The 25,988-nt window shown below is 63.5% G+C and carries 23 protein-coding genes; 2 read left to right on the forward strand and 21 right to left on the reverse strand.

Annotated features, from left to right (window positions below):
- The 18 genes from ISS97_RS14605 to hmgA all read right to left on the reverse strand — a co-directional run bounded on the left by ISS97_RS14605 (window position 1) and on the right by hmgA (window position 21,177).
- Window positions 1-1,209 (reverse strand): glycosyltransferase family 4 protein, encoded by a 1,209-nt coding sequence (locus tag ISS97_RS14605; protein WP_379985691.1) that lies wholly within the window; start codon window positions 1,207-1,209, stop codon window positions 1-3.
- Entirely contained in the window at window positions 1,206-3,224 is a 2,019-nt protein-coding gene (gene asnB, locus ISS97_RS14610) for an asparagine synthase (glutamine-hydrolyzing) (RefSeq protein ID WP_379985690.1), read from the reverse strand. The genes ISS97_RS14605 and asnB overlap by 4 nt, the downstream gene beginning before the upstream one ends.
- On the reverse strand, window positions 3,224-4,309 hold the full coding sequence (locus ISS97_RS14615) for a glycosyltransferase family 4 protein (protein WP_379985689.1): 1,086 nt from the start codon (window positions 4,307-4,309) through the stop codon (window positions 3,224-3,226). The genes asnB and ISS97_RS14615 overlap by 1 nt, the downstream gene beginning before the upstream one ends.
- On the reverse strand, window positions 4,306-5,622 hold the full coding sequence (locus ISS97_RS14620) for a hypothetical protein (protein WP_379985688.1): 1,317 nt from the start codon (window positions 5,620-5,622) through the stop codon (window positions 4,306-4,308). Before ISS97_RS14620 ends, ISS97_RS14615 begins: the two co-directional genes overlap by 4 nt.
- Complete coding sequence (locus ISS97_RS14625) at window positions 5,619-6,881, reverse strand: glycosyltransferase (protein ID WP_379985687.1); 1,263 nt, start codon at window positions 6,879-6,881, stop codon at window positions 5,619-5,621. Before ISS97_RS14625 ends, ISS97_RS14620 begins: the two co-directional genes overlap by 4 nt.
- Before the next feature lie 25 nt (window positions 6,882-6,906).
- On the reverse strand, window positions 6,907-8,343 hold the full coding sequence (locus tag ISS97_RS14630) for a lipopolysaccharide biosynthesis protein (RefSeq protein ID WP_379985686.1): 1,437 nt from the start codon (window positions 8,341-8,343) through the stop codon (window positions 6,907-6,909).
- Complete coding sequence (locus ISS97_RS14635) at window positions 8,340-9,554, reverse strand: glycosyltransferase (protein WP_379985685.1); 1,215 nt, start codon at window positions 9,552-9,554, stop codon at window positions 8,340-8,342. Before ISS97_RS14635 ends, ISS97_RS14630 begins: the two co-directional genes overlap by 4 nt.
- Window position 9,555: 1 nt before the next feature.
- Window positions 9,556-10,047, reverse strand: coding sequence for an acyltransferase (locus tag ISS97_RS14640; protein ID WP_379985684.1), 492 nt, complete (start codon window positions 10,045-10,047; stop codon window positions 9,556-9,558).
- A gap of 6 nt (window positions 10,048-10,053) precedes the next feature.
- Window positions 10,054-11,148, reverse strand: a complete 1,095-nt coding sequence (locus ISS97_RS14645; protein WP_379985683.1) for a DegT/DnrJ/EryC1/StrS family aminotransferase — start codon at window positions 11,146-11,148, stop codon at window positions 10,054-10,056.
- Window positions 11,145-11,735, reverse strand: a complete 591-nt coding sequence (gene wbpD, locus ISS97_RS14650) for a UDP-2-acetamido-3-amino-2,3-dideoxy-D-glucuronate N-acetyltransferase (RefSeq protein WP_379985682.1) — start codon at window positions 11,733-11,735, stop codon at window positions 11,145-11,147. The genes ISS97_RS14645 and wbpD overlap by 4 nt, the downstream gene beginning before the upstream one ends.
- 10 nt (window positions 11,736-11,745) lie before the next feature.
- A complete protein-coding gene (locus ISS97_RS14655; protein ID WP_379985681.1) occupies window positions 11,746-12,714 on the reverse strand; it encodes a Gfo/Idh/MocA family protein in 969 nt (322 codons plus the stop codon).
- Window positions 12,711-13,751: an NAD-dependent epimerase gene (locus tag ISS97_RS14660; RefSeq protein ID WP_379985680.1), complete on the reverse strand. Its 1,041-nt coding sequence runs from the start codon at window positions 13,749-13,751 to the stop codon at window positions 12,711-12,713. The genes ISS97_RS14655 and ISS97_RS14660 overlap by 4 nt, the downstream gene beginning before the upstream one ends.
- Before the next feature lie 2 nt (window positions 13,752-13,753).
- A complete protein-coding gene (tviB, locus tag ISS97_RS14665) occupies window positions 13,754-15,031 on the reverse strand; it encodes a Vi polysaccharide biosynthesis UDP-N-acetylglucosamine C-6 dehydrogenase TviB (protein WP_379985679.1) in 1,278 nt (425 codons plus the stop codon).
- A gap of 327 nt (window positions 15,032-15,358) precedes the next feature.
- Window positions 15,359-17,566: a polysaccharide biosynthesis tyrosine autokinase gene (locus ISS97_RS14670; protein WP_379985678.1), complete on the reverse strand. Its 2,208-nt coding sequence runs from the start codon at window positions 17,564-17,566 to the stop codon at window positions 15,359-15,361.
- Window positions 17,563-18,027, reverse strand: coding sequence for a low molecular weight protein-tyrosine-phosphatase (locus ISS97_RS14675; protein ID WP_379985677.1), 465 nt, complete (start codon window positions 18,025-18,027; stop codon window positions 17,563-17,565). Before ISS97_RS14675 ends, ISS97_RS14670 begins: the two co-directional genes overlap by 4 nt.
- Window positions 18,028-18,267: 240 nt before the next feature.
- Entirely contained in the window at window positions 18,268-19,254 is a 987-nt protein-coding gene (locus tag ISS97_RS14680; RefSeq protein WP_379985676.1) for a fumarylacetoacetate hydrolase family protein, read from the reverse strand.
- Window positions 19,255-19,276: 22 nt separating this feature from the next.
- Window positions 19,277-19,873 carry a lectin gene (locus tag ISS97_RS14685; protein WP_379985675.1) on the reverse strand — a complete coding sequence of 199 codons (597 nt, stop codon included), beginning with the start codon at window positions 19,871-19,873 and terminating at the stop codon, window positions 19,277-19,279.
- 5 nt (window positions 19,874-19,878) lie between these two features.
- Window positions 19,879-21,177 (reverse strand): homogentisate 1,2-dioxygenase, encoded by a 1,299-nt coding sequence (hmgA, locus tag ISS97_RS14690; RefSeq protein WP_379985674.1) that lies wholly within the window; start codon window positions 21,175-21,177, stop codon window positions 19,879-19,881.
- A 128-nt stretch (window positions 21,178-21,305) separates the two neighbouring features.
- On the opposite strand from hmgA, the gene ISS97_RS14695 reads away from it, so the two are divergent.
- Complete coding sequence (locus ISS97_RS14695; protein ID WP_379985673.1) at window positions 21,306-21,701, forward strand: DUF5362 domain-containing protein; 396 nt, start codon at window positions 21,306-21,308, stop codon at window positions 21,699-21,701.
- Between the two features lie 48 nt (window positions 21,702-21,749).
- Here ISS97_RS14695 and hppD read toward each other — a convergent pair whose 3' ends face one another.
- Window positions 21,750-22,844, reverse strand: a complete 1,095-nt coding sequence (gene hppD, locus ISS97_RS14700; RefSeq protein WP_379985672.1) for a 4-hydroxyphenylpyruvate dioxygenase — start codon at window positions 22,842-22,844, stop codon at window positions 21,750-21,752.
- An 84-nt stretch (window positions 22,845-22,928) separates the two neighbouring features.
- Between hppD and ISS97_RS14705 the strand changes: the two genes are divergently transcribed.
- Window positions 22,929-23,417 carry a MarR family winged helix-turn-helix transcriptional regulator gene (locus ISS97_RS14705; RefSeq protein ID WP_379985671.1) on the forward strand — a complete coding sequence of 163 codons (489 nt, stop codon included), beginning with the start codon at window positions 22,929-22,931 and terminating at the stop codon, window positions 23,415-23,417.
- Between the two features lie 70 nt (window positions 23,418-23,487).
- Here the strand turns inward: ISS97_RS14705 and ISS97_RS14710 are convergent, their stop codons facing one another.
- Window positions 23,488-24,987 (reverse strand): peptide MFS transporter, encoded by a 1,500-nt coding sequence (locus ISS97_RS14710; RefSeq protein ID WP_379985670.1) that lies wholly within the window; start codon window positions 24,985-24,987, stop codon window positions 23,488-23,490.
- Between the two features lie 127 nt (window positions 24,988-25,114).
- Window positions 25,115-25,963, reverse strand: a complete 849-nt coding sequence (locus ISS97_RS14715; RefSeq protein ID WP_379985669.1) for a tryptophan 2,3-dioxygenase — start codon at window positions 25,961-25,963, stop codon at window positions 25,115-25,117.
- Between the last annotated feature and the right edge of the window lie 25 nt (window positions 25,964-25,988).

Consider the following 25,988-nt stretch of genomic DNA (forward strand, 5'->3'; position numbering starts at 1 on the left):
TCAGCCCAGCCCCCTCCCCGAAGGCGACGAAGAAACAACACCCCCCACACGCACCCCATCAACCTTCAAAACAGGCACCGCCACCGGCCCACACAACTCCCGATATGCATCCACCGTCCTCCGCACTACGATCCGCTCATCGAACTCCGCATGCGCCTTCACCCGCGCCGCTTCGCCAAGCCGTCGCGCCAGCGCCGGATCATCCTGCAAGCGCCGGATCGCTCCCGCCAGCGCATCCCCGTCACGCACCGGCACCAGCAAACCATCCACCCCATCCGTCACTACTTCACGACAGCCCGGCACATCCGCCGTAATCAACGGCAGTCCGCACGCCGCGGCTTCGATCAGCGTCTTCGGCAAGCCTTCCCGATAGCTCGGCAACACCACCACATCGACTGAGCTCAGGAGCCCGACCATATCGTCGACATGCCCGAGCCACGTCACCACACCCTCATTCACCCACGCTTGCACCGTCGCCTCGGGCACGGCCGCCGGATTGCCAGGATCGGGCTCGCCCGCGAGCAGGAAATGGATCGGACGGCCCTCCGCCAATAGCTGCCGCGCCGCCTTCACGTATTCATCCAACCCTTTGTCCCACAACAGACGAGCCGCCAGCAGCACGCGCAACGGACCGTCAGCACGCGCACCACTGCGCTGCGTAAAGCGTGAGCAATCCACCCCGGAACCACGGATCAATCGAATGCGCGAAGGATCGATCAGGCCCGCCTTCTCGAACAACGCGATGTCATCCGAGTTCTGCAAGATCAGGCGTGCACCCTCGCCATCCAGCGCCAGACGCAACAGGCTGCGCACCACCGGCCGCAGCAAACGCGCCTTCAGATCCGAACTGGTGAATACATAGCCCATGCCGGCGACGGCATTGACGCGCGCCGGCACGCCAGCCATGCGCGCAGCCAGCGAACCGTACACCGCGCATTTGATGGTGAAGCCGTGCACCAGCGCCGGCCGCTCGCGCCGAAGTACGCGCACCAGATGCCGCAGCAGCCCGATTTCACGAAGCGGATTGAGGCTTCGCCGCTCCATCGGCAAAGGCTCCCAGCGCAGGCCAAGCGCCTGCAACTTTTCGCCATAAGGCCCGGGCGGCGACAGCAGCAGAAGTTGATGTCCGGCGTCGCGCAAGGCCAGCGCGAGAGAACGCCGGAAGTTGTAGAGATACCAATCGGTATTGGCGAACAGGACGATTTTCATAGGTCCACATGGGCTGGGGATAGAGACAGTTCTTCATGCGAGTTCCCCCTGCTGTGATCGCTCATACCGGCATCCAGCCACGCCTGGAACATCAGCACGCTCCATAACCGGTGCTGCCAGTTGCGCTTGCCGCTCAAGTGTTCGTTCCACACGCGCCGGATCGGCTCGGGCCGCAGATAGCCTTCACGCCGCAGCCTTCCCTCGTCGAGCAAGGCCTCCGCCCAGTCGCGCAACGGTCCGCGCAGCCAACTGTCGAGCGGAATGCCGAAACCCATCTTGGGCCGCTCGATCATTTGCTTCGGCACATGCCGATACAGCACCTGGCGCAGCAGCCACTTGCCCTGGCCGTGGCGGATCTTCAGATGCAGCGGCATGCGCCAGGCCAGCTCCACCACACGCGGGTCGAGCAGTGGCACGCGCGTCTCCAGGCTGTTGGCCATCGCGGCGCGGTCGATCTTCACCAGGATGTCGTCCGTCATATAGGCCTGCGCATCCATTGCCATCATCCAGTGCTCGAACCCGTCGGTCTCGGGCCAGGCGTGCGGATCGGTCAGCAAGGTGGCCGGCTCCGTTGCGCCGATCACCAGACTTGCCGGGTCGCTCCACTGACTGGTGAGCTGATGGAAGAACGCTTCGCCACTCGACAGTGTCAGCACATCGGCCAGCTTCTGCGCCTTGTCGCCGGGCGTGGCGAGATGAAGCCGCCGCGGCAACACCCGGCTGGCGCGCGCGAACCAGCGATCCCACGTTGCCGGTGGCAGCGCGCGTAGCGCACCGGCCGCGGCGTTACGCGCGAAGGGCGGCAGGCGCTGCATGCGCGTCCATACCTTGCGTGCCGACAGATAACGGTTGTAGCCACCGAACAGTTCATCGCCGGCATCGCCACTCAGGGCGACGGTGACATGCTGGCGCGCGAGCTGGCTGACCAGGAAGGTGGGAATCTGCGAGCTGTCGGCAAACGGTTCGCAATAGATCGACGGCAGCCTGGGGATCACCGACAGCGCATCTTCGGGCCGCACATAGAGCTCGGTGTGTTCGGTGCCGAGATGCTTCGCCACCTCCTTGGCATGCACCGCCTCGTCGTAGCCGCCCTCGTCGAAACCGATGGTGAAGGTCTTTACTGCGCGATGGCTGTGCTTCTGCATCAGCGCGACGATGGTGCTGCTGTCCACACCACCGCTGAGGAAGGCGCCCAACGGCACATCGGCCACCATCTGCGATTGCACGCTCGCGCCGAGTTGCGTTTCCAGTGCATCGATCGCCTCGGCGTCGCTGCCGACAAACGGTTCCGCCAAACCGGCATGCACCGCGTCGTTGTACTCCCAGTAGGGTACCGGCCGCGCGATGCGTGGTGCGGCACCAACGATCTGCAACAGATGCCCCGGCCGCAACTTGTAGATGCCGCGATAGATGCTGTGCGGTGCCGGAATGCAGTTGTGCCGGAGGAACAGGGCCAGCGCATCGCGATCGATATCGGCGCGAAAAGCACTGTGCGCGGTCAGCGCCTTGAGCTCGGAACCGAACAACAAGGTGTCACCCTGCCAGCCGTAGTACAGCGGCTTCTCACCAAGCCGGTCGCGCGCCAGCGACAACGTGCGCTGCTGACGGTCCCATAGGGCGATGGCGAACATGCCAATGCTGGCTTGCAACGTCCTGGGCACACCCCAGGCGGTGAAGCAGGCCATCAGCGTTTCGGTGTCGGAATGCCCGCGCCACTCGGGTGCCTTGCCTTCCGCGGTGAGCCTGCCGCGCAGTTCAAGGTGGTTGTAGATCTCGCCATTGAACACCGCCACGTAGCGGCCACAGACGGAATGCATGGGCTGATGCCCGGCCGGCGACAGATCGAGAATCGACAGGCGCCGCTGCGCCAACGCCACGCCAGTGTTGTCGTCGCACCACTGGCCGCCATCGTCGGGCCCGCGATGCAGCAGCCGTGCGGACATCGCCGCTACTTGCCGCTCCAATGATTCGCGCGGCGCGCCGCCCAGTCGCCACCAGCCTGCTATGCCGCACATCAGCAGCGCTCCGCCAGCCACAGCACATCGGCGAGCCGAGGCACTTGCGAGGCCAGACTGTAATCGCGCTCGACCCGCTCGCGTCCGGCCTGCCCCATACGCGCGCGCAGGCCAGGGTCGTCGATCAGTTGTTGCAGGCTGCTCAGCCAGTCGGGCGCCTCGGCTGCGAGAAAGCCGTTATCGCCCTGTCTCACGATGTCCGGATTCACGCCTACTGGCGACACCACCACTGGCAGCGCGCAGGCCATGTACTGGATGATCTTGTAGCCGCACTTGCCGCGCTCCCAAGGACCGTCGCGCAGCGGCATCACGCCGATATCCATGCGCGCGATCTGGTCAGCCTCGCTGTCCTCGGACCACGGCACCACTTCTACATCGATGCCGGCGAGTTGCTCCGCCACCTCCGGACGCGCGCCGACCAACAGCAGCTTCGCCTTGCCGCCTGCACAGGCTTGCAGCAGTACATCGCCGATATCCAGCAGATAGTGCTCGGTGGCGGGCGAACCGATCCAGCCAATCACCGGCTGCTCGCGTCCGTCATGATTCACGGTGGCGTAGCGCTGCTCATCCACCACGGTGGGGATGACTTCGACGCGATCCGCCCGCGCCTGTTCCGCCCGCGCGGCAAGATACGGGTTGCCGGCAATCACGCAGGCGGCATGTTCCATGACGCGATCGATCTTGCGGCCGAGCACGCTGCGGATCACCGGGCTCGGCGACAGATCGTACTTATGGAACAGCGCGTCGTCGTAGTCCACCACATAGGGTCGCGCACTCCGGCCCAGCATCGACTCCAGCCAGTAAGGCAGATACGGAAACAGCTCACCTTCGATCCAGGCCAGGTCGTGGCCATCGCCGCGCCACAGCTCGACGATGCGTTGGCCGTAGTGACGCCACGCGCTGACTTTGGCGACCTGCGGATTGCCGCCGTACAGCGCTTCCAGATACGCATCGGGAAATAGTGCTCGTACTTCCACGTCAATCCCTCGCTTCTCCAGTTCGGACAGGTATTGCAGGCTGCGCAGCCGTGTACTCGGACCCAGACGCGAATAACGGGAAAACAAAGTCACCTTGAGTCGCTTCATGCGTTGCCACGCTCCATCCCCATCGGGTATTCGACAAACAGCGCCAGTACCGGAATCGTGTACATCCACTGGAACGCAAACGCTTCGATATACGGATTGGTGTTCGAGGCGATGAACGCCGCGACAAAGGCGCAGAACAGGAACTTGTGCTGCGGCGGCAGCTTTCGCACCGCCGCCATGCGCAATACGCGCGCGATGTAGAGCAGGAACGGCAGCGCATAGACCAGTGCGCCAACCAGGCCGACGCGATATACGGTCGCCAGCCACACCAGTTCGTAGCGCCACGGATACTCCTGGCTGCTGACGAAGCTGACGCCGATGCCATGACCGGCGCCGATACCACCATTGTCGAGAATGCCTTCGAACAGCGAACCGGCCATACCCACACGCGAGGTGCCACCACCCGAGGTGAGCTTGTCCATAAAGCTGTCGTAGATCACCGACAGGCGGATCGAGGTGTAGCTCTCCAGCAGCACCACGACCAACGCGATGGCGAACACCGTGGGAAGGCCGACCTTGACCAGGCGGGTCAGCGGCGTGCGGATGCTGCGCTGATAGCCGAGCGTGCGCGGCGTCAACCACTGGCCGAGTACCCAGCCCACCGGAATCGCCAGGATCAGCGCCGAGCGGCCGGAAGTGAGCGCGCAGACCAGAAGCATGGCCAGCACAGTGAGGCGCAGCAGGCGGCTCTTGATCAACTCGGGCGAACTGAAGAAACCGCCGGCGAGAAAAATCAGCGAGCCATACACATGCATGATCGCGCCGGAGAAGCCCTCGTTGAGGTTGACGTTGGCCTGCCCCTTGAAGAAGAACGACACCGCCGCCGCGCCGTAGGTCAGGTACAGGTAGAAGTACAGACCCACGCTGATACAAGCCAGCACGCTGAGCCACGCGAACCAGTCCATCAGTCGCGACGAACCCGGCCAGCGCAACAGGCCATCGCTGATCACCATCCACAGCAGCGGCGACAGGATGTAGATCACCAACACCTGCGCCGCCGCGACCGGCGGCGCGTCGTTGAGATAGCCCACCGCGATGTAGATCACCGTGACCATCGACGAGCACATCAGCAGCGCCAGCAGCTTCTTGAAGCCGCGCCCCAGGCGCAGGCCGGGCAATGCCATCAGCGTTGTGATACCCATCATGGCCGCCGTCGGCACCGGCAACGAGTTGGGCACCACCACGGTCAGGAAGAGCAGCAACATCGCGCTGCCGAGAAAGACATGGCGCAGGGTCAGCCGCCGCTCGTTCACCGGCATCGCGGACATCGGCGCCGACGGCGGCAGCGGCGCGGGTGCGGCGCTCGCGCTCATGCGGTCACCATATCGGTCAGCCAGCGATCGAGCACACCGGCCTGGTGTGTCTTGCTGTACGCCGCAATGTCGCGCCGCGCATCGGCCGTGGGCGTGCTCGACAACGCGCGCCCCAGGGCTTCGGCCGCCACGCCTTCCGCGAGCAAGGTATGGCCACTCCCTGTTTCCGCCAGGATGGCTGAAGCTTCGTTCTCCACGCCGGAAACGCACACGACCTGCGCGCCGGCGGCAAGGTATTCAAACAGCTTGCCCGTGGCACAGCACACGCGATTGCCGGTAAGCAAAAGCAACTTGTCACAGCGCTTCATCAACTGCAGCGCCAGCGCTCGCCGCACCGGCTTGATCACACTCACCCCGAAACGCGCCTTGCGGATCGAGGCCAATTCGCCCGGCGTCAGTTCACCCACGAACAGCACGTGCTTGGGTCCGGTCTTGTCATCAAGTGCGTTCATCTGCTCGATGAAAGCGTCCAGGCTTTTCGAGGCCGACCCGTCGCTGGCGCCGATGCGCCCGAAATGGCCGATCAACAGCGCGCCTTCCGGTACCTGCTGAGAGAGGATGGCCGCCGCCTGCTCGCTATCGTCGGCGGCGGATGTGACGAAGTCCGCGGGGTCATAGCCGTTCGGCAGCAGACCGGTACGCTTGCCCGGATAGCGTTGCGCGAAATCGTCGACCAACGCGCGGCTTACCGATGTCACCAGCGTCGCCGCCGCGACCACACGCGCCTCGATCAGCGTACGCAGGAACTCCCGCGCACGGCCCGGATGCCCCAAGGGCTCAAAGACCAGCCCGTCGCGGAAATCCTGCAGGCAAGGCAGCCGGTGCCGCGTCGCCAGGCTGGCCGCGGCGATCAAGGCATCGATCGGCGAGTAGGTGCCGATCACTACGCAGCGCTCGCCTTCCGCCATATGCCGGCGGCACAGACGCTCTGCTTCGCCCAGCGCATTCACCAGCCAGGGGCGCGATGCCGAGGCGGCACCGCCGGCGAACAGGAATGGCAACGGCCGCACAAAGGCCGACAGCAGGGTGAACGCCGAAGCGGTGGGAGTGGATTCGCTACCCACGCAATGCCCCGGCAACGCGATCACATGGATGTCCTGCGAATCGGTTGCCGCACGCTCGGCGACCTCCCCGCGCGCAAACACGTACACCCGATACTTGCTGCCATCGAGGTATTTCAGCAGGCCCTTGAAGCGCTGCGCCGCGACATTGCCGGACGCATGATGGGCCGCGAACAGGAACACATTGATCTTCTTCATCACCATCCGTTCCGGGGCTCCCCGCTCAGCTCGACCATTTCAGGCGGCGGCCATGCCATAGCTGCGCGCACGACTGCACCGCCAGGGAAAGCGATGGACGGAACAAGATGATCGACATCAGGCCAATCGCCATCCACAAAGCCATGAACAGTGCCCGGTGCTGTTCACCGAACAGCACAAAGCCCACCGCCGCCGCGGTGACGGCACTGGTCGCGCCGTACAGCCGCGCGCGTGGCACCACATGCCAGACCCGGCAGGAGAACTCGGTCCTTACGATCAGGAACAGCAGGAATGACACTGCCGTCGAGATCGCCGCACCACCTGCACCCAGGCGCGGCACCAACAGGTAGTTGCCCACCACGTTGAAGGCTGCCGCCATGAACGAAGCCAGCATCGAATACATACTCTTGCGCGCCAGGCCGATACCCACCGCCGCGCATTCCGACAACGCATACAGCAGCGGCGGCGCGAGACTGGCGGCGACGATGTACTGCACGCGGTCATAAGTGGCCGGCAGCACATAGGCGATGACCCAGGACAGCATGCCGGTCAGTACGAAGATCAGCACCACCGCCGCCAGCAGATGCTCGGTGACCGCGTCGATCTTTCCCTGCGCATCACCCTCGGCCGCCCAGCGATACACCGTGGGAGCCCACACCGTCGTGAAGATGCCGGACACGATGCCCGCCGCCGCCGCGATGCTCGCGGCCACCGAGAAAATGCCAAGCTCGGTCAGGCTGGAGAGTTGACGCAGGAACAGCCGGTCCATCGCCATCAGCGCCCACGAGGCGACACCGCCGAAGATCAGTGGGAAACCGAACTTCAACAACAGGCCAAGATGGCCGCGCGCGACCGATGCCGACAGCGCCGGCAGCCACGCATGCCGCGTATTCCACGCATACACCAGCATCACGGCGACGATCGACGCGGTATACGCGTCGAGCAGCATGTCGAAACGGAACTGGGTCGCGCGCAACGCGTAGATGCCGACCACCGCGAGGAACAGCGCTTTCGGCAACACCTGGCTCATTGAGAAGGCAAAGCCTTTCTCCTCCATGCGCAGAATCACCGAGAGGAAGCGCGATACCAGGCTGGCCAGGATCGACAGCGCCGCGACGATGCTCAGCGTGGTGTCATCCAGCTCGAACAGTGCGCGCGACAACAGGCCCGGCGACACCACCAGCAACACGATCAACAACAGACTCAGCGCCAACAGACCGGGTGCGGCGGCGGCTTTCAGCAATGCCGGCTTGTCGTGGGTTTCGTGGTACTCGCGTGCATAGCTCTGATCGAGGCCGAAGGTGAACAGCACCACGGCAAAGTTGCTCGCCACCTGCAGCATCGAGATGCGGCCGATGTCTTCGGCGCTGAAGAACCAGGCCAACATCGGCAAGGTGACAAAGCCGATCAGGGCAGAACCGAGCGGGCCCAGGGCGAAGCCGAGAATCTGGCGCTTGTTCATGAGCGCGCACCTCCCGGCAGCGGCATCGTCGCCCGGCCGTTGGCGCTCTCGGCTATGACGCCGGCATAAACCTCGGTCAGGCGCTCGACTACCGCACGCTCACCGAAGCGCGCGAGGCAGGCGCGACGGATGCCCGCAGCGTCGTAATCGCCGATGCGCTCGCACATGGTCCGCATGGCCTCGGCCAGCGCCTGCTTGTCACCCACCGGCACCAGCATGCCGTCATGCGGCGTCACGATGGCGTCCGGGCCACCGCAGCGCGTTGCAATCACCGGCTTGCCCAGGGTCAGCGCTTCGATGATCGCCACGCCGAAGGTTTCGTACAGGCTGGGATGCACCAGCGCCTGCGCGCGCGACACCTGCTCGGCCACCTGCTCCCGCGTCAGCGCACCAAGGAACTCAACGCTGCCAGTGATGCCGAGCGTTTCCGCAAGCCGCTCCAGACGCTGCCGCTCTGGCCCGTCTCCACCAATGCGCAACACCACATCGGGATTCGCTTCGCGCACGCGCGCAAAGGCGGCGAGCAGGTGGTGAATGCCTTTGTTCTCGGTCAGCACACTGATGCTGATGAAGGCGAAGTAGCCGTCGCCGGCTGGCGCTTGCAGCGGCCGCTCGGCAAAGGCGTTGTCGACGATGTTGGGCATCGCGTCCCAGCCGGCGGCACGGCCACCGAAGTAGCCATCGAGGAAATGAGCGAAAGCCTTGCTCACCGCAAACTTCCGGCGGGCATCCTCCGCCACCCGGCGCGCGATTCTGATCTGCGCGCGGCTCACCCGGCCGCGCGGGTACATCGAGCTGTGTTCGGTCAGTACATACGGTAGCCCTTCGCGCTGCCACAGTTCCCGCGCCAGCGCGCCGCCATACAGCGCCGAATGCGCATGCACCAGTTCCGGCCGGCCGAACTCGTCGACGTGACGCGCGTACAGCGTCAGCCCGTGATGCACCCACCAGCGGCAGGCCGCGCTGTGCAGCAGCGGAAACGTATTGGTGCCATGCAAGCGCAGCACCGACATACCCTCGTCGGTTTCGCGCACCACGCCGCGCTTGCCGCCGGACAGTCCGCGCCAGCTCCGCAGCGTACTCAACTGCGGATAGATCACACCCACCTCGCATCCGTGCCGGTGCAGGGCCAGCGCCTGCTCACGGAAAAAGCTGCCGTTGATGTCGCCCGGCGCGCTCGGATACCAAGAAGGAATGATCAGTACGTGCACGTCAGCGCTCTCTGATGACTCTAGCCGGAATGCCAGCGATCACCTGATTGCCCGGAAAGGATTGGGTCACCACGGAATTGGCGCCGACGATGGTGTTGTCGCCCAGCACCACGCCTTCGCGGATAAACACGTTGTCGCCGATCCAGCAGTCGTCGCCGATCACGATGTCGCGCTCCACGTGCCACATGGGGCCGGCCGCATTGCGGGTGGGCTTGTCCATGTGATGAGTGATCGCCTTGATCGAAACGTTGTAACCAATCGCACAGCCGTTGCCGATTACCACGCGCGAGCCCGGCCCGCAGGACAGATGTGCCTGATTGAGGTAACTGTGCGCACCGATGTGGAAGTTTTCCTTGGGCCCGATCAGCTTGGAACCCACGCCCACGCTGGCACCGGCCGCGATGCCCGGGTAGCCGCGCAACCGGCGGGCGTGACTGCGGCGCTGGGCCCAGTCGACCGAACCGCTGATGCATCGGGCGAGCAGATCGAGCATGGGCGCCTACTTCACCGGTACCGCGGCGAGGTTGTGCACGATCCGCCCCACCTGCGCCGTGGCCAGGTAGGGATGCATCGGCAGACTCAGTACTTCCTCCGCCGCCGCATCGCCCACCGGGAGCTTCGCGGCCGGATCCGCCACCGCTGGCTGCCGATTGAGCGGTAGCGGGTAATGGACCACGCTGGGCACGCCGGCTTCTTTCAGGCGCGCCTGCAAGGCTTCGCGGTCTTCCACGCGGATGGTGTATTGCGCGTACACGCTGACGTTGTGCGGCTCGATGTAAGGCGGCGTATCGATGCCCACGCGGGCCAGCAGCCGTGCATAGTCCGCGGCCACCTGCTGACGGCGCTGGATCTCCTCCTCGAAGATCTGCAGCTTGGGCAGCAACACGGCTGCCTGCAGCGTATCGAGACGGCTGTTCACGCCGACACGCACATGGTGATAGCGGCGGTCCTGACCATGCCGCGCGATCTGGCGCATGACCGTGGCCAGCTCGTCGTCGTTGGTGAAGATCGCGCCGCCGTCGCCGTAGCATCCGAGCGGCTTGCTCGGGAAGAAGCTGGTGCAGGCTACCGTGCTGAGATTGCAGGAGCGCCGCCCTTTGTAGCTGGCCCCGAAGCTCTGCGCGGCATCTTCGATCACCGGGATGCCGTGCCGTTCGGCGATCGCGTTGATCGCGTCGAAATCGGCGCACTGCCCGTACAGCGACACCGGCACGATAGCGCGGGTGCGCGGCGTGATGGCCGCTTCAAGCAGGTTCGGATCAAGGTTGTAGGTGCGTGGATCGATATCCACATACACCGGCTTGGCGCCGAGCAACACGGCCGTTTCGGCGGTGGCGATGTAGGTGAAGCCCGGCATGATCACTTCGTCGCCGGGACCGATGCCCAGTGCCATCTGCGCGATCTGCAGCGCATCGGTGCCATTGGCGCAGGTGATGCAGTGCGCGGCCCCGGCGAAGGCGGCGAGCTGCCGCTCCAGTTCCGCCACTTCCGGGCCAAGGATGTACTGGCCATGCGCCAGCACGCGCTGGATACCGGCCTCGATCTGCGGCTTGATCCTTGCCTGCTGGGCTTTGAGGTCGACGAAATCGATCATGCGGCGGCCTCCGTCTTTTTCTCCACGCGGTCGCCATGCAGCACATAACGCGCGCCCGTATGCGCGCAGACCGCGATACCGTCACCGCTCAGCGGCAACTCCAGCTGTTCGCCGAACTCGCTCATCCAGCCGATCTGCCGCGCCGGCACGCCGACCATCAGCGCATAGGCCGGCACATCCTTGTTGACTACCGCGCCAGCTCCAACAAAGGCGAACTCGCCAATGGTGACGCCGCAGACGATGGTGCAGTTGGCGCCGAGCGTGACGCCGCGCTTGACCAGGGTGTCGCGGTATTCGTCCTTGCGCTCGATCAGCGAGCGCGGGTTGTAGACATTGGTGAAGACCATGCTGGGGCCGCAGAACACGCCCTCTTCCAGCGTCACGTTGTCGTACACCGACACGTTGTTCTGGATCTTGCAATGGTCGCCGATCACCACGCGGTTGCCGACGAATACGTTCTGACCGAGTGACACGCCCTTGCCGATGCGCGCACCGCCGCAGACATGGACGAAGTGCCACACGCGCGAGCCTTCGCCGATCTGGGCGCCGTCATCGACGATGGCACTAGGATGCTGGTAGTAGCTCATGGCGGCTCGCTCAGTGGGGAGTGCGGAGAAGAAAGGGGTGGTAGTCGCCCTGCAGGCCGACCGGCTGCGCCTGGCGGATCTCGGACACCGTGGTAATCGCGCAGCGGTTCTCTTCCAGGCCATAGCCGCGGCCGGCGAGGATTTCCTGATAGCTGCGCGTGTGCAGGTCGGTGAAGCCGCCGGAGAACTCGATCTCTTCGCCATCTACGGTGATCGAGCGGAAGGTACGCTGGCCCGCCGCACGCTGCGCATCCGGCACGTCTTCCACATCGACCGAGAGGAACCAGCGTGCGCGGGCATGCTCGTATTCCAGGAAGCCGGCAGCCTTGGTGTCCGAGGCATGGTGCACCACGTTCTGCTGCAAGTCGCCGAAGATGAAATGCAGCATGTCGAAGAAATGCACGCCGATATTGGTGGCGATGCCGCCGGACTTCTTGGCGTCACCCTTCCACGATTGCAGATACCAGTGGCCGCGCGAGGTGATGTAGGCCAGATCCACCTCGTGCTTGGTCTTGTGTTTGCCGCTGCGTACTTTGTCGCGCAGCGCGATGATCGCCGGATGCACGCGCAGCTGCAGGATGGTATTGACCTTGCGCCCGGTGTCCTGCTCGATTTCCTTGAGGCCGTCGATGTTCCAAGGATTGAGCACCAGCGGCTTCTCGCAGATCGCATCCGCGCCCGAGCGCAGGGCAAAGCGCATGTGCGAATCGTGCAGGTAGTTCGGCGAGCAGATCGACACGTAGTCGATGCGGTGGTTGTGATTGGCCCGGCGCATCTTGTCGACATGCCGGTCGAAGCGCTCGAACTCGGTAAAGAAATCGGCTTCGGGGAAATGGCTGTCGATCACGCCCACCGAATCGTTTGGATCATAGGCTGCAACCAAACGGTGGCCGGTGTCCTTGATCGCCTGCATATGACGGGGTGCGATGTAGCCAGCGGCGCCGATCAGCGCGAAATTCTTCATGACTGCGGTCTTCATGACAGCGCTCCATTCGCCACGGCCGCAACCGGCACCTGATAGGAGCGATACCACTCCACGAAGCGGTGTACGCCTTCTTCCACCGAGACCTTCGGCCGATAACCCACAGCCTCGACCAGGCTGGAAACGTCGGCCTCGGTGTCCGGCACATCGCCGGCCTGCAGCGGAAGCATGTCCATGATGGCTTTGCGATCAAGGCATTGCTCCAGCACCTCGATGTACTTCAGCAATTCCACTGGCCGTTCGTTGCCGATGTTGTAGAGCTGGTACGGCGCAACGCCACTGCAGGCGGGATCGGGCACCAGGCTGTCCCAGTGCGCAGCCTTGCCCGGCACCGCATCGAGCGTGCGCAGCACGCCTTCCACGATGTCGTCGATATAGGTGAAGCTGCGCTTGTGCCGCCCATGGTTGAATACCTTGATCGGTTCGCCCGCCAGGATCGCCTGGGTAAACAGGAACAGCGCCATATCCGGCCGGCCCCAAGGACCGTAGACCGTGAAGAAGCGCAGCCCCGTGCATGGAATGCCGTACAGATGCGCATAGCTGTGCGCCATCTGCTCGTTGGCTTTCTTGGTCGCCGCGTACAAGGTCAGTGGATGTTCGGCGGAGCGATGCTCCGAGAACGGCATATCGGTGTTGGCGCCGTAGACCGAGCTGGTAGAAGCGAACACCAGATGCTCCACACCCGCGTGACGACAACCCTCCAGTACGTGCAGGAAGCCGGTGACATTGCTACTCACGTAGACGTGCGGATTCTGTGCCGCATAACGCACACCCGCCTGCGCCGCCAGATGCACCACACGCTGTGGTCGATAGCGAATGAACACCGCGTCCATCGCATTGCGGTCGGCGAGGTCGCCGTAGACGTGGGTATAGGCAGGATGCCCGCTGAAGCGGGCGAGACGCGCGCGCTTCAGTTCGACGTCGTAGTAATCGTTGAGGTTGTCGAAGCCGATCACTTCATGGCCACGCTTGAGCAGCTCAAGGGCGACATGCGAACCGATGAAGCCGGCGGTTCCGGTAACCAGTACGCGCATGCTCACAGCCTCCCGTCCACCGCTTCACGCGGCAGCACATACTTCACGTCGTACACGATCGACTCGGGCTTTCCGTAGGCACGAATGCCATGACCGCCCAGTGCCTCGAACTCGCGATGGCCCACCGCGACGACGATGGCGTCGTAGTCGCCATGCTTCGGCTCGACCAGGGTGGACAGGCCGTACTCATGCTCGGCTTCGGCCGCATCGACCCAGGGATCATGGATATCGATATCCGCGTTGTAGCCACGAAGCGCATGCACGATATCGACCACGCGCGTATTGCGCAGGTCCGGGCAGTTCTCCTTGAACGCGAGGCCCAGCAGCAGCACTCGGGCACGCACGGGGTTGATGCCCTTGCGCACCATCAAGCGCACCACTTCACTGGCGATGTACGGACCCATGCCATCGTTGGTGCGGCGGCCGGCCAGGATCACATCGGGGTGATGGCCGACTTCCTGCGCCTTGTGTGTCAGGTAGTACGGATCGACGCTGATGCAATGGCCACCGACCAGACCGGGACGGAACGGAAGGAAGTTCCACTTGGTACCCGCTGCTTGCAAGACCTCCAGCGTGTCGATGCCCAGCTTGTTGAACAGCATGGCGAGGTCGTTGACCAGTGCAATGTTGAGATCGCGCTGGGTGTTTTCGATCACCTTGGCGGCCTCCGCCACCTTGATGCTGCTGGCCTTGTGCGTGCCGGCGGTGATGATGCTGCTGTACAAGGCATCCACATAGCTCGCCGCCTCGGGCGTGGAGCCGGAGGTGACCTTGAGGATGCTGGTTACCCGATGCTCCTTATCACCCGGGTTGATGCGCTCCGGACTGTAGCCAGCGAAGAAATCCTTGTTGAAGCGCAGGCCCGATACGCGCTCCAGGATCGGCACACAGATTTCCTCGGTGCAGCCGGGATAGACCGTGGATTCGTACACCACGATGTCGCCGCGCTTGAGCACGGAACCCAAGCTCTCGCTGGCCTTGATCAACGGGGTGAGATCCGGCCGCTTGGCCGTGTCGATCGGGGTGGGCACGGTGACGATGTAGACCGTGCTGGAGCGGATATCTTCGAGATCCGCGCTGTAGCGCAGGCGGGTGGCCGCCGCGAGTTCTTCCGGCTCGACTTCGAGTGTGCTGTCGCGGCCCTGGCGTAGCTGCTCCACGCGCGAGGCGCGGATGTCGAAACCTACCGTGTCGTACTTCTTGCCGAACTCTACCGCTAACGGCAGGCCGACATATCCGAGGCCGATGACGGCAATCTTGGCATTGATCACTTGCTGCATCCGATCTTCCAGTGATGGCGGGTCGATGCCATGCCGCCGGGGCACGCATCGGACCATGAGTGGTAAGCGTCGCGACTCCGCGATGCATTCGGGCGATCTAATCTGGCGATCGCTTCTTTACTGCCCGCTGAAGCCTGACAGCTTGATTCATTTACCTCGCCTTTTTGGAGAAGCGCATCATGGTTTCAACATCATCATTTGGACATTTAGACGTCCAAATGATCTCACCATAACTTGACAACATCATGAATAGCATCGCCATAAAAAAGGCGCAAAGAACCATACAGCGACGCTATCGAGTCGCTCTTCACACAACGTATGCACGGCTCAGTGTGCTGTCTTGTATTCGTAATAGCCGTACGAGTAGTAGCCGCTGCTACGCCGCTCGACAGCATTGAAAATGGCGCCCTTGATCTCCACGCCGTTCTGCGCGAAACGTTGCCGCGCCAGTGCAATCTCGCGCGCCTGATTGAGACCGAAGCGAATCACCAGCAGGCTGGTGCCGGCCATGTGGCCGATGATCGACGCGTCCGTCACGGCGAGAATCGGCGGTGTGTCGACCAGCACCAGGTCGTAAAGCGGGAGCAGTTGTTGAATCACCTCGTTGAAACGCGGATTCATCAGCAACTCGGATGGATTAGGCGGTACCTTGCCGCGCGCGATGTAGTGCAGGTTTTCCAGCGCCGGCAGCGGACGGATCGCCTGCGACAGGTCGATCTGCCCGGAGATCAACTCGGACAAGCCGTCCGTGGGCTTGCCGCCCATGACCTTGTGCAGCGAACCCTTGCGCATATCGCCATCGATCACCAACACGCGCTGGCCGGCCTGCGCCATCACCGCCGCGAGATTGGCGGAGACGAAGGTCTTGCCGGCCTCGGGGCTGGAGCCCGAGATCATCAGCAAATTGTTCTTCGCTTCCATCCGGGCGAAATGCAGGCTGGTGCGCAGGCTGCGCATGGCTTCGGTAGCGAGATCCGCCGGCGCACTGATCGCCAGCAAGTGATGCCTGCCGTCGCCGCGCACACGTTCGGTGAGCGCGATCTGGTTTTCCGTGGGACTGACCGGCACCGAGGCATACACCGGCAAGCCGAGCTGCTCGATCACCGATGGCTCTTCCACACCGCGGTTGAGCATCTGTCGTACGAACACGATGCCGAAAGCGAGGAAGGCGCCGAGAAAAGTACCGCCGAACACCACCAGAACCTTCTTCGGCTTGACCGGACTGGTGATGTCCACCTGCGCGCTATCCACCACATGGACATTGCCGACCTTGCCTGCGCGCGCGATATCCAGCTGCTGCGCCTGATTGAGCAGGCCGGTATAGGTCTGGTTGCTCACTTCGACATCGCGGGTGAGCTTGAGCAACTCCTGCTGCGTATCCGGCAGGTCGTCGACCTGCTTGTCCATCTGCGACTTCTGGCCTTCGAGCTGACCAATCTGCTGCATCAGCGCCTTGTAGGCGGGGTGCTGTGGCGTAAAGCGGCGCGCGATGTCCGCCTGCTGCATGCGCAGCTGCTGGATGTTGGCTTCAACGGCCACGCTCTGATCCAGCAGCGCCTTGGTCTGCATGGTGATGTCGACCGAACGGGCCTGGATCTGGAACGCGTTCAACGCCGCCTGCGCCTTGTCGAGATCGACGCGCACCTTGGGCAGCTGCTCCTGCACGAACTTCAGGCTGTTGGCCGCTTCGGCCGCATTCCAGTCCACGTTCTGATGCACATACCACTCGCTGACCCGATCCAGCAGCGCCGCAGCCAGTCGTGGATTCGCGTTCTGGTAGGACAGCGCGATGATGCCGGAGTCCTTGCCCTTCTCGGTAGCCTGGATCGCCTGCTGCAGACTGTTGATGGTGGTGAGCGCGCGCTCGCGCCGCACATCGAAATGCGTGCCGGGATTGGCCTTCAGCGCTGTGACCAGCAAGGTCACACCATGGCCGCTGGACGCCTGCCCTACCGTACCTTGCAGCAGCAGATCGTCATGATTGTCCAGCAAGGTGTAGTTGCCGTTGTCGCCAGCGATCAGGGTGAGCGTCTTACCGAGCAGATCGTCGCGCACATCGATCTGCTTGAGATCGATCTTCGCGCCACCCCAGTCGTAGCGATCGAGGCCAAGCACGGGGCTCGCTAACTCACCTGGATGGGAGAGACCGTAACGGCGCGAGATACCTGCGCCGATCATCGGAAAGCGGCGCGGCGCAACCGAGATATCCAGTTTGAGATCGTCCACCGCTTTGCCGATCACCGTACGCGAGGTGATCAGCGCAATCTCGGTGGTCGCCTGCGAATTGGATGCGCCCAACGTCTGGCTCAGCGCGCTGATGCCCGGCAATTCGGGCACTTTCTGCTCCACCTGCACCATCGCGTCGGCCTGATAGATCGGCGTCGCCAACAGCGCGTAGGCCAGACTGCAGGCCAGGAACAAACCGGTGATGGCGATGATCAGCCAGCGGTTGTCGACCAACGTGCCGAGCATGGCACCCAGGTCGAGTTCTTCTTCATTGTTGCGCGCGACGTTGACGTTGGTGAGTTGGGTCATGCAGCCGATACTCCGGACGGTGAGGCATACAGATACGGCAACCAGTGCGACACGCTCTGGTCGATCAACGCGTAGACATGCTCGAAAGCCTGTCGCGATTGGCCGTATGGATCTGGAATCTCCCGTTCACCCTGCCACTTGCCCAGCAGGAATACCTTGCCGCTGGCTTCGGGCGCGACGCGCGCGATGCGTGCGGCATGCGCCTTCTCCATCACCAACACGAGGTCGGCCTGGCGCAGCATGTCGGGTATGAGTTGGCGGCCGCGATGCGCGCCGCCGTCGATGCCGTGTTCGCGCAGCAACGCGGCCGCGGTGGCATCCATGGGACTGTCCTCGACGGCGCCGAGGCCGGCGCTCGATACGGTCGCCCGGGCAGCGGGAAGGCGCTGCCTCAAGAGGTATTCGGCTGTGGGGCTACGGCAAATGTTGCCCACACAGACAAGCAAGATGCTTTGAAACACAGCGCTGCCTGATTGCAAAGATGTGGAGGCTGCGAACAGCCTAAACCCGACATCCCCCTGTTTCGTCGAACTGCCTTGCCGGACGAAAGCCCGGGCATGGTAGACGAAGAATCGGACGCTGTGGCGAGATTTCCATCTCGATTTGTCTTAACCGCGTCGCCGTACAGCCCGCGTTAGGGATTGCGTACAGGTTTGCGACGCGGCGTAAAAAAACGATTCACATCGTGATGACGCACAGGTTTACCGGCGCAATGACTCAATTTCCTGCTCGATCGCACCGAAGATCGACACGTTGCGTGCATCGGTGATGTCGATGCGCACGGTATCACCGTACTTGAGAAACGGCGTGCTCGGCTTGCCATCGCGCAACGTTTCCACCGTGCGTTGCTCGGCGAGACAAGAAGCACCCTTGCTGGTGTCTTCGTTCGCGATGGTGCCCGAACCGACGATGGTGCCCGCGGTGAGCGGACGCGTCTTGGCAGCATGCGCAACGAGCTGCGCAAAATTGAACTGCATGTCGACGCCGCATTCGGCTTCGCCGAACCACTGGCCGTTGATCCAGGTGCGCATCGGCAGATGCAGCTTGTCGTCCTGCCATGCATCGCCGAGTTCGTCCGGCGTCACCAGCACCGGCGACAGCGCGGAACGCGGCTTCGATTGCAGGAAGCCGAAACCCTTGGCGAGTTCGCCCGGAATCAATCCGCGCAGCGAGACGTCGTTGACCAGACCCACCAATTGAATATGTGTGGAAGCCTGCGCGGGGGTCGCCGCCATCGGCACATCGTCGGTGACCACCACCACTTCGGCTTCAAGGTCGATGCCGTAGTCTTCGCTCGGGACCACCACCGGATCGCGCGGACCAAGGAAGCCGGCGCTGGTCGCCTGGTACATCAGCGGATCGACGTAGAACGACTCCGGCACTTCCGCGCCGCGCGCGCGACGCACGCGTTCCACATGCGGCAGATAGGCGCTGCCGTCGACGAATTCGTAAGCACGCGGCAGCGGCGAGGCGAGCGCGGTCATGTCGAGCGCGAACGCGCCACTCGCCTTGCCGGCATTGAGTTCGTCGTAGAGCGCGTTGAGGCGCGGCGCAACGTTGGACCAATCGTCGAGCGCGGCCTGCATGGTCGCTGCGATACCCGTTGCCTTCACGGCGTGCTGCAGATCGCGGCTGACCACGATCAGGGTACCGTCGCGACCGCCTTCCTTAAGACTGCCCAGCTTCATCTATCTGCTCCGTGTGCTGCGCTCAGCCGCAGCCTTCGACGTAATCGACCTGCGGGGGAACACCCACCCGCCACTTGGTTACCTTGCCATCGGCGCCGAGCTCGAACAGCACGACACCGTGATCATTACCCTCGACGCGCAACGTGCTCGCGCCGGGTACATATTTATCGGGCTGCTCCTGCGCCTTGCCGCCATACAGCGCCAGCAGCCGCGCCTTGTCCATGCCTATCTTGCCGCCGCCCGGCGCGGTTTCCCTGGCGGTGGTCACGTCGTAGCGCACAAAATGGCCGCTCTCGAGCATGAAACCGATCTCGGCCGGGGTCTTCACCCACTTCGGATAGAGATAGGTGCAGCTCGATCCCGCGGCAGGCGGCTGGCCTTTCAACTCGCCGCCCCAGGCTTTGCGGAATGCCGCCTCGTCCATGCCGAAACGCATGTCGCCATAGCCGGCGAAGCTGGCCATGGCCAGTGCATCGGCGGCGGGCGCTGCTGGCGATGCGGCGCTCGCCGTCGTGGCAGCGGACACCGGCGGCGGAGCCTGCGTGTCGGACCCGCCATTGCTGCAAGCCGCCAGCAACGACACGAGCAGCCCCGCGACAACGATGCGATCAGGTTTCATGCGAGTCACTCCTTGTGAAAGTGCTTCTGAATCCCCTGCCAGCATTCATAGTAGTTGCCTTGCAGCTGCGGCGCTTCCAGCGCCTGCCGGGTCGGGCGGATCACCTTGCGCGTCTCGAACATGAAGGCCATGGTGCCGGTGAGGTGATCCGGCTTGTCCACCGTGGCGTTGGTCGCCTTCTCGAAACTCGCCGCGTCCGGGCCGTGGCCGCTCATGCAGTTGTGCAGGCTCGCGCCACCCGGCACGAAACCGCCGGCCTTTGCATCGTAGGCGCCCTCGATCAGCCCCATGAACTCGCTCGCCACGTTGCGATGGAAATACGGCGGGCGGAAGGTGTGCTCGGCCACCAGCCAGCGCGGCGGGAAGATCACGAAGTCCACATTGGCCGTGCCCGGCGTATCGCTGGGCGACGTCAGCACGGTGAAGATCGAGGGATCGGGATGGTCGACGCTGATCGAACCCACCGTGTTGTACAGCGTGAGGTCGTACTTGTAAGGCGCGTAGTTGCCGTGCCAGGCGACGACGTCCAGCGGCGAGTGATCGATCTTCGCCGTCCACAGCGCGCCCTGGAATTTGGCGATCAGCACGAAGTCGCCTTCGACGTCTTCGTACGCCGCATGCGGCGTGAGGAAATCGCGCGGCAGCGCCATCGAGTTGGCGCCGACCGGACCGAGATCAGACAGGCGCAGTAGCGCGCCGAAGTTCTCGCACACGTAGCCGCGCGCCTCGCCGTCGAGCAACTCGACGCGGAAACGCACGCCGCGCGGAATCACCGCGATTTCCAGAGGCTTCACCTCCAGCACGCCGAACTCGGTCGCCAGCTTCAGACGGCCTTGCTGCGGCACGATCAGCAGCTCGCCGTCCGCGTCATAGAAGAAGCGTCCCTGCATGGAGCGGTTGGCCGCATAGATATGTATGCCGCAACCCGCCTGCTCGCCCGCGCCGCCATTGCCCGCCAGCGTGACCAGGCCATCGACAAAGTCGGTGGGCTGCGACGGCAGCGGCCACGGATCCCAGCGCAACTGGTTCGGCGTGGCCGGCGCTTCATCGAAGCGGTTGTGGAAATGCGCGTGCGCCTTCGGCTCGAACGGCTTGTGCACGGCGGCCGGGCGGATGCGATACAGCCAGCTGCGCCGGTTGCTATGGCGCGGTGCGGTGAACGCCGTACCGGACAGTTGTTCTGCATACAAGCCATGAGCTACCCGCTGCGGCGAGTTCTGCCCCGCCGGCAGCACGCCGGGAATCGCCTCGCTGGCGAACTCGTTGCCGAAACCGGATTGGTACTGCTGTTTGCTTGCTGACATGGAAGCTCCACGATCTGCCGGGTTGGCGGCATCGCACACGGCGACACGCGATCCTATTACTCTTGGCCCCGCCTCGCTCAAGGACTGAGGCCACATCCAATTACTGCAACGATTGCATAGGGGAAAACATGTCCGATCAATTCGCCTCGCTCGGCCAGGCCGGCGCCAACCAGTCTGTCCGCGAACTCAGCCAACCGCTCGCCATGGGCAGCGGCTGGATGAAGTTCGTGGGCATCATGTTCATCGTCCAGGGCGCCCTCACCGCCATTACCATCGTCGGCATCCTCATCGCCTGGCTGCCGATCTGGATCGGCGTGCTGGTGATGCAGTCCGCCGGCTCCATCGAGCGGGCCCAGGCCAGCGGCGACGCCAATGCCCTGAAGGACGCGCTGGCCAAGCTGAGAACCTACTTCGTGATCCAGGGCGTGCTGTACCTGGTCGGCATTGTGCTGATGGTGCTGTACTTCATCTTCTTTGGCGCCATGCTCGCCGCAATGATGAAGAGCGGCGGCCTCCCACACTGACCGGACTTGAAAGGCGGCCGTTCGCAACGAACGGCCGCCCCTTATCGCTCAAAGCACGCCGCGCTTCATCTGGTCGCGCTCGATCGACTCGAACAGCGCCTGGAAGTTGCCTTCGCCAAAGCCCTCGTTGCCCTTGCGCTGGATGATCTCGAAGAAGATCGGGCCGATGTTGTTCTGGGTGAAAATCTGCAGCAGTTTGCGCTGCTTGGTCTCCGGGTCGGCGTCGATCAGGATCTTGTTCTTGGCCAGGCGCGGCACGTCTTCGCCGTTGTTCGGAATACGCAGGTCGATCACTTCGAAGTACGAATCCGGCGTGTCGAGGAAATCCACACCCTTCGCGCGCATCGCTTCCACCGTGTCGTAAATATTGTCGGTGAAGCAGGCGATGTGCTGGATGCCCTCGCCGTGATAGGCGTCGAGGTATTCGTTGATCTGGCTCTTCGGGTCGCTCGACTCGTTGAGCGGAATGCGCACGATGCCGTCCGGCGCGGTCATGGCTTTGGACACCAGGCCGGTCTTGGCGCCCTTGATGTCGAAGTAGCGGATCTCGCGGAAGTTGAACAGCCGCTCGTAGTAGTCCGACCACTTCTGCATGTTGCCGAAGTAGAGGTTGTGCGTGAGGTGGTCGATGAAGGTCAGGCCGAATCCGGCCGGATGCCGGTCGGCACCCGGGATCGGCGCGTAGTCGCCGTCATAGATGCTGCCCTTGTCGCCGTAGCGGTCGACCAGATAGAGCATGCAGTCGCCGATACCCTTCACCACCGGCGCGTTCACGGCCTTGGTGGCTTCCTTGCCGGTCACCGCTTCGCCGCCGTTGCCGAGCACGGTCTTGAGAACGTCGGCAGCCGGCTTCTTGAAGCGGATGGCGAAACCGGCGGCGCAGGGACCGTGCTTGGCGGCGAAGTCGGCGGCGAAGGAATCCGGGTCTTCATTGACCAGGAAGTTCACCCCGCCCTGGCGGTAGACCGTGATCGGGCGGCTGTTGTGCTTGAGCACCGCAGTGAAACCCATGCGCTGAAACAGGGCATGGAGCTCTCCGCTGCGGCCCGCTGGTGCGGCGAATTCGACAAATTCGAAGCCATCGATACCCATCGGGTTCTCGAAAGTGGTCACCTGCATGCCAAGATTGGGCTGCGCGCTCATGGGAGTCTCCTGAGGTCGATGCACGATGCCGGTCATACCCTCAAGGGTGCGACCAGCCGGATAAGCCCAGCGTTATAGTTACATATGAAACCATTTGCAAGGAGCGACGCAGCAGTGTCTGCCGACCACAAGCCCGACCACGCACCCATCGAGCTGGAACACTTCCTGCCCTACCGGCTGTCGATCCTTTCCAACACGGTCAGCCAGGCCATTGCCGACGACTACCAGCAACGCTACGACCTGAGTGTGACCGAATGGCGCGTGATGGCGGTGCTGGCCCGTTTCGATGGCTTATCGGCCCGCGAGGTGGCCGAACGCACGGCGATGGACAAGGTGGCGGTAAGCCGCGCACTGGCCCGGCTGGTGGAAGCGGGACGCGTGAACCGCGGTACCCACGACGGCGACAAGCGCCGCTCGGTGCTCAGCCTGAGCGAAGCCGGCTGGCAGGTTCACGATGAAGTGGCGCCGATGGCGCGGGCCCGCGAGCGCGAAGTGCTGGCGAAGCTGGATCACGAAGAGCGCGCGTGGCTGACGCGGATTCTGGACAAGCTGCAGCCGGTCCGACAGAAGTGAGCGAAGCGGAGTGAGAAACGAGTGTCGAAGTCGACCGCTCGTTTCTCACTCCTGACTTCTCGTTTCCCGCTTACTTCACGCCGTGCATCAACTTGCTGATGAGCGGCGCGATCAGGAACAGCAGCACACCGCCGCCCAGCAGCAGCCAGAAGCCGAAGGTATAGCCCGACAGCGCCGAGGTCACGGTCATGCCACCCTTGCCGCTGATGAGGCCCGCGAAGATGCCGGACAGGTTGTTGCCTATGCCGGTGGAGAGGAACCAGCCGCCCATGCCGAAGCCGACCAGGCGCACCGGCGCCAGCTTGGTCACCATCGACAGGCCGATCGGCGACAGGCACAGCTCGCCGACCGACTGGATCACGTAGACCATGAACAAGGTCCAGAAGGGGATCTTGCCGAGCTCGTTGACCAGGCTGGACAGGGCAAACATCAGCAGCGCGAAGGCCAGGCCGTTGAAGATCAGGCCCAGGCCGAACTTGCGCGGAATGGACGGGTTGGCCCGCCCCATCTTGATCCAAAGCCAGGCCAGCACTGGCGCGACGACGATGATCGCCAGCGAGTTGACCGACTGGAACCAGGCCACCGGGAAGGTCCAGCCACCAAACTCGCGGTTGACGATCTTCTCGGCGAGGAAGTTGAACGAACTGCCCGCCTGCTCGAAGAACATCCAGAACAGCACGTTGAACACAAAGATCAGCAGCATCGCCAGCGCACGGTCGCGCTGCACCGCGCCCTCGCGCACACCCTCGGCGATGATCAAGCCGCACAGGACCACGAACATCGGCGTCAGCACCCACCAGTTGAGGGTGTGCGCATCGATGGTCAGCAGGAAGTAGATCGCCGGGATCGCCACCAGCGCGCCGACCAGCGTGAGCAGCACACGGCCGCGATGCTCGCCGCCAACCGGCGGACGGCCGATACCGCTGAGCTGGCGGCGGCCGAACCAGAACCACACCAGGCTCAGCAGCATGCCGATACCGGAGGTGATGAACACCACCTTGTACGCCGGCATGCCATCGACGCCGAATACCTTGTCCGACAGCCAGCCCGTCAGGATCGGCGAGATCATCGCGCCGAGGTTGATGCCCATGTAGAAAATGGTGAAGCCCGAATCGCGGCGCTCGTCGCCTACTTTGTAGAGCTTGCCGACCATGGTCGAGATATTGGGCTTGAACAGGCCGTTGCCGGCGATCACTGTCGCCAGACCCAGCTTGAACACCTCCGGGTTCGGCACTGCGATCAAGAAGAGACCGCCCGCCATGATCGCTGCGCCCAGCAGGATGGAGCGCTGATAGCCAATCACCCGGTCGGCGACATAGCCGCCGAAGATCGCCGCCGCATAGACCAACGCCAGGTAGGCGCCGTAGAGCTGGTTGGCCGGCTGCTCGCCGGTGCCGCTGCCCTGGTAGAACTGGGCGACGATGTAGAGCACCAGTGCCCAGCGAATACCGTAGAACGCAAAGCGCTCCCAGAACTCGGTCATGAACAGCATCCACAGAGGACGCGGGTGGCCCATCGTCTGCCGGAATTCCGGCACCGCGGGCGCGGTGGTCGTGGTGGTGTCGGTCATGCGTTCCCCTTGTGTACTGACTGGGTGCCGATCGGCACGTCGCGTGCGGATCATGGATTCAAACGGCCGACATGTAACCGGCAGCGGCCATGCCCGTCAAATGCGGCGCAGCATCTTACGAAGGCGCTCAACTGCCCAGCACCGTCCGCACGTCCAGGAGTTCAGGGAAAAATTCCAGCTCCAGCGCCTTCTTCAGGAACGATACGCCCGACGAACCGCCGGTGCCGCGGCGATGGCCGATGATCCGCTCCACCGTCTTCATATGGCGGAAACGCCATAGCTGGAAACTCCCCTCCACATCCACCAGCTGCTCACACATGTGGTATTCGGGCCAGAACTCCGCACGGTTTTCGTAGATGCGCTTGAGTACCGGCAGCAGCGCCTCGTTGCGCTGGTAGGGCTGGCTCCAGTCGCGCTCGAGCAGTTCGGCCGGCACGGCATGGCCGCGGCGCGCCAGGTAGCGCAGGAATTCGTCGTACAGGCTCGGCGCTTCCAGCACGGCGCGCAGTGCTTCCTGCGCCGCTGGATCGTGCGCGAACACCGCCAGCATCTGCGCGTTCTTGTTGCCCAGCAGGAACTCGATCTGCCGGTACTGCAAGGACTGGAAGCCGGAGGAAGGCCCCAGGATGTCGCGGAATTCCAGGTACTCCGACGGCGTCAGCGTCTCCAGCACGCCCCACTGCTCGAACAGCTGGCGCTGCACCTGTTTTACCCGGGCGAGGATCTTCAGGCAGGGGTCGAGATCATCCTGCCGGAGATGGTCGATGGCCGCCTTCAGCTCGTGGATGATCAGCTTCATCCAGAGCTCCGCCACATGGTGCTGCACGATGAACAGCATCTCGTCGTGGTGCGGCGGCTGGCTCAGCGGCTGCTGGGCGGAGAGCAGCACGTCCAGGCGCAGGTAGCCACCGTAGGTCAGTCGTCCGTTCAGATCCAGCTCGATGCCGGCCTCGAGGTCGCGCCGATTGTCCATCATGGGGGTCCGTTGGAGCGGGGAAAAG

It is taken from the genome of Dyella koreensis (assembly GCF_044904565.1).
GTDB classification, from domain to species: Bacteria; Pseudomonadota; Gammaproteobacteria; order Xanthomonadales; family Rhodanobacteraceae; genus Dyella_D; species Dyella_D koreensis.

What these genes read in the sequence shown, in the direction of transcription:
- ISS97_RS14710 (WP_379985670.1), bottom strand. Translation starts at nt 24,987, where the DNA reads ATGACCGACACCACCACGACCACCGCGCCCGCGGTGCCGGAATTCCGG.
- tviB (WP_379985679.1), bottom strand. Translation starts at nt 15,031, where the DNA reads ATGCAGCAAGTGATCAATGCCAAGATTGCCGTCATCGGCCTCGGATAT.
- ISS97_RS14620 (WP_379985688.1), bottom strand. Translation starts at nt 5,622, where the DNA reads ATGAGCGCGAGCGCCGCACCCGCGCCGCTGCCGCCGTCGGCGCCGATG.
- ISS97_RS14655 (WP_379985681.1), bottom strand. Translation starts at nt 12,714, where the DNA reads ATGAAGACCGCAGTCATGAAGAATTTCGCGCTGATCGGCGCCGCTGGC.
- ISS97_RS14640 (WP_379985684.1), bottom strand. Translation starts at nt 10,047, where the DNA reads ATGCTCGATCTGCTCGCCCGATGCATCAGCGGTTCGGTCGACTGGGCC.
- ISS97_RS14715 (WP_379985669.1), bottom strand. Translation starts at nt 25,963, where the DNA reads ATGATGGACAATCGGCGCGACCTCGAGGCCGGCATCGAGCTGGATCTG.
- ISS97_RS14705 (WP_379985671.1), top strand. Translation starts at nt 22,929, where the DNA reads ATGAAACCATTTGCAAGGAGCGACGCAGCAGTGTCTGCCGACCACAAG.
- ISS97_RS14660 (WP_379985680.1), bottom strand. Translation starts at nt 13,751, where the DNA reads ATGCGCGTACTGGTTACCGGAACCGCCGGCTTCATCGGTTCGCATGTC.
- ISS97_RS14670 (WP_379985678.1), bottom strand. Translation starts at nt 17,566, where the DNA reads ATGACCCAACTCACCAACGTCAACGTCGCGCGCAACAATGAAGAAGAA.
- hmgA (WP_379985674.1), bottom strand. Translation starts at nt 21,177, where the DNA reads ATGTCAGCAAGCAAACAGCAGTACCAATCCGGTTTCGGCAACGAGTTC.
- ISS97_RS14630 (WP_379985686.1), bottom strand. Translation starts at nt 8,343, where the DNA reads ATGAACAAGCGCCAGATTCTCGGCTTCGCCCTGGGCCCGCTCGGTTCT.
- asnB (WP_379985690.1), bottom strand. Translation starts at nt 3,224, where the DNA reads ATGTGCGGCATAGCAGGCTGGTGGCGACTGGGCGGCGCGCCGCGCGAA.
- ISS97_RS14695 (WP_379985673.1), top strand. Translation starts at nt 21,306, where the DNA reads ATGTCCGATCAATTCGCCTCGCTCGGCCAGGCCGGCGCCAACCAGTCT.
- ISS97_RS14645 (WP_379985683.1), bottom strand. Translation starts at nt 11,148, where the DNA reads ATGATCGATTTCGTCGACCTCAAAGCCCAGCAGGCAAGGATCAAGCCG.
- hppD (WP_379985672.1), bottom strand. Translation starts at nt 22,844, where the DNA reads ATGAGCGCGCAGCCCAATCTTGGCATGCAGGTGACCACTTTCGAGAAC.
- ISS97_RS14680 (WP_379985676.1), bottom strand. Translation starts at nt 19,254, where the DNA reads ATGAAGCTGGGCAGTCTTAAGGAAGGCGGTCGCGACGGTACCCTGATC.
- wbpD (WP_379985682.1), bottom strand. Translation starts at nt 11,735, where the DNA reads ATGAGCTACTACCAGCATCCTAGTGCCATCGTCGATGACGGCGCCCAG.
- ISS97_RS14625 (WP_379985687.1), bottom strand. Translation starts at nt 6,881, where the DNA reads ATGAAGAAGATCAATGTGTTCCTGTTCGCGGCCCATCATGCGTCCGGC.
- ISS97_RS14605 (WP_379985691.1), bottom strand. Translation starts at nt 1,209, where the DNA reads ATGAAAATCGTCCTGTTCGCCAATACCGATTGGTATCTCTACAACTTC.
- ISS97_RS14615 (WP_379985689.1), bottom strand. Translation starts at nt 4,309, where the DNA reads ATGAAGCGACTCAAGGTGACTTTGTTTTCCCGTTATTCGCGTCTGGGT.
- ISS97_RS14685 (WP_379985675.1), bottom strand. Translation starts at nt 19,873, where the DNA reads ATGAAACCTGATCGCATCGTTGTCGCGGGGCTGCTCGTGTCGTTGCTG.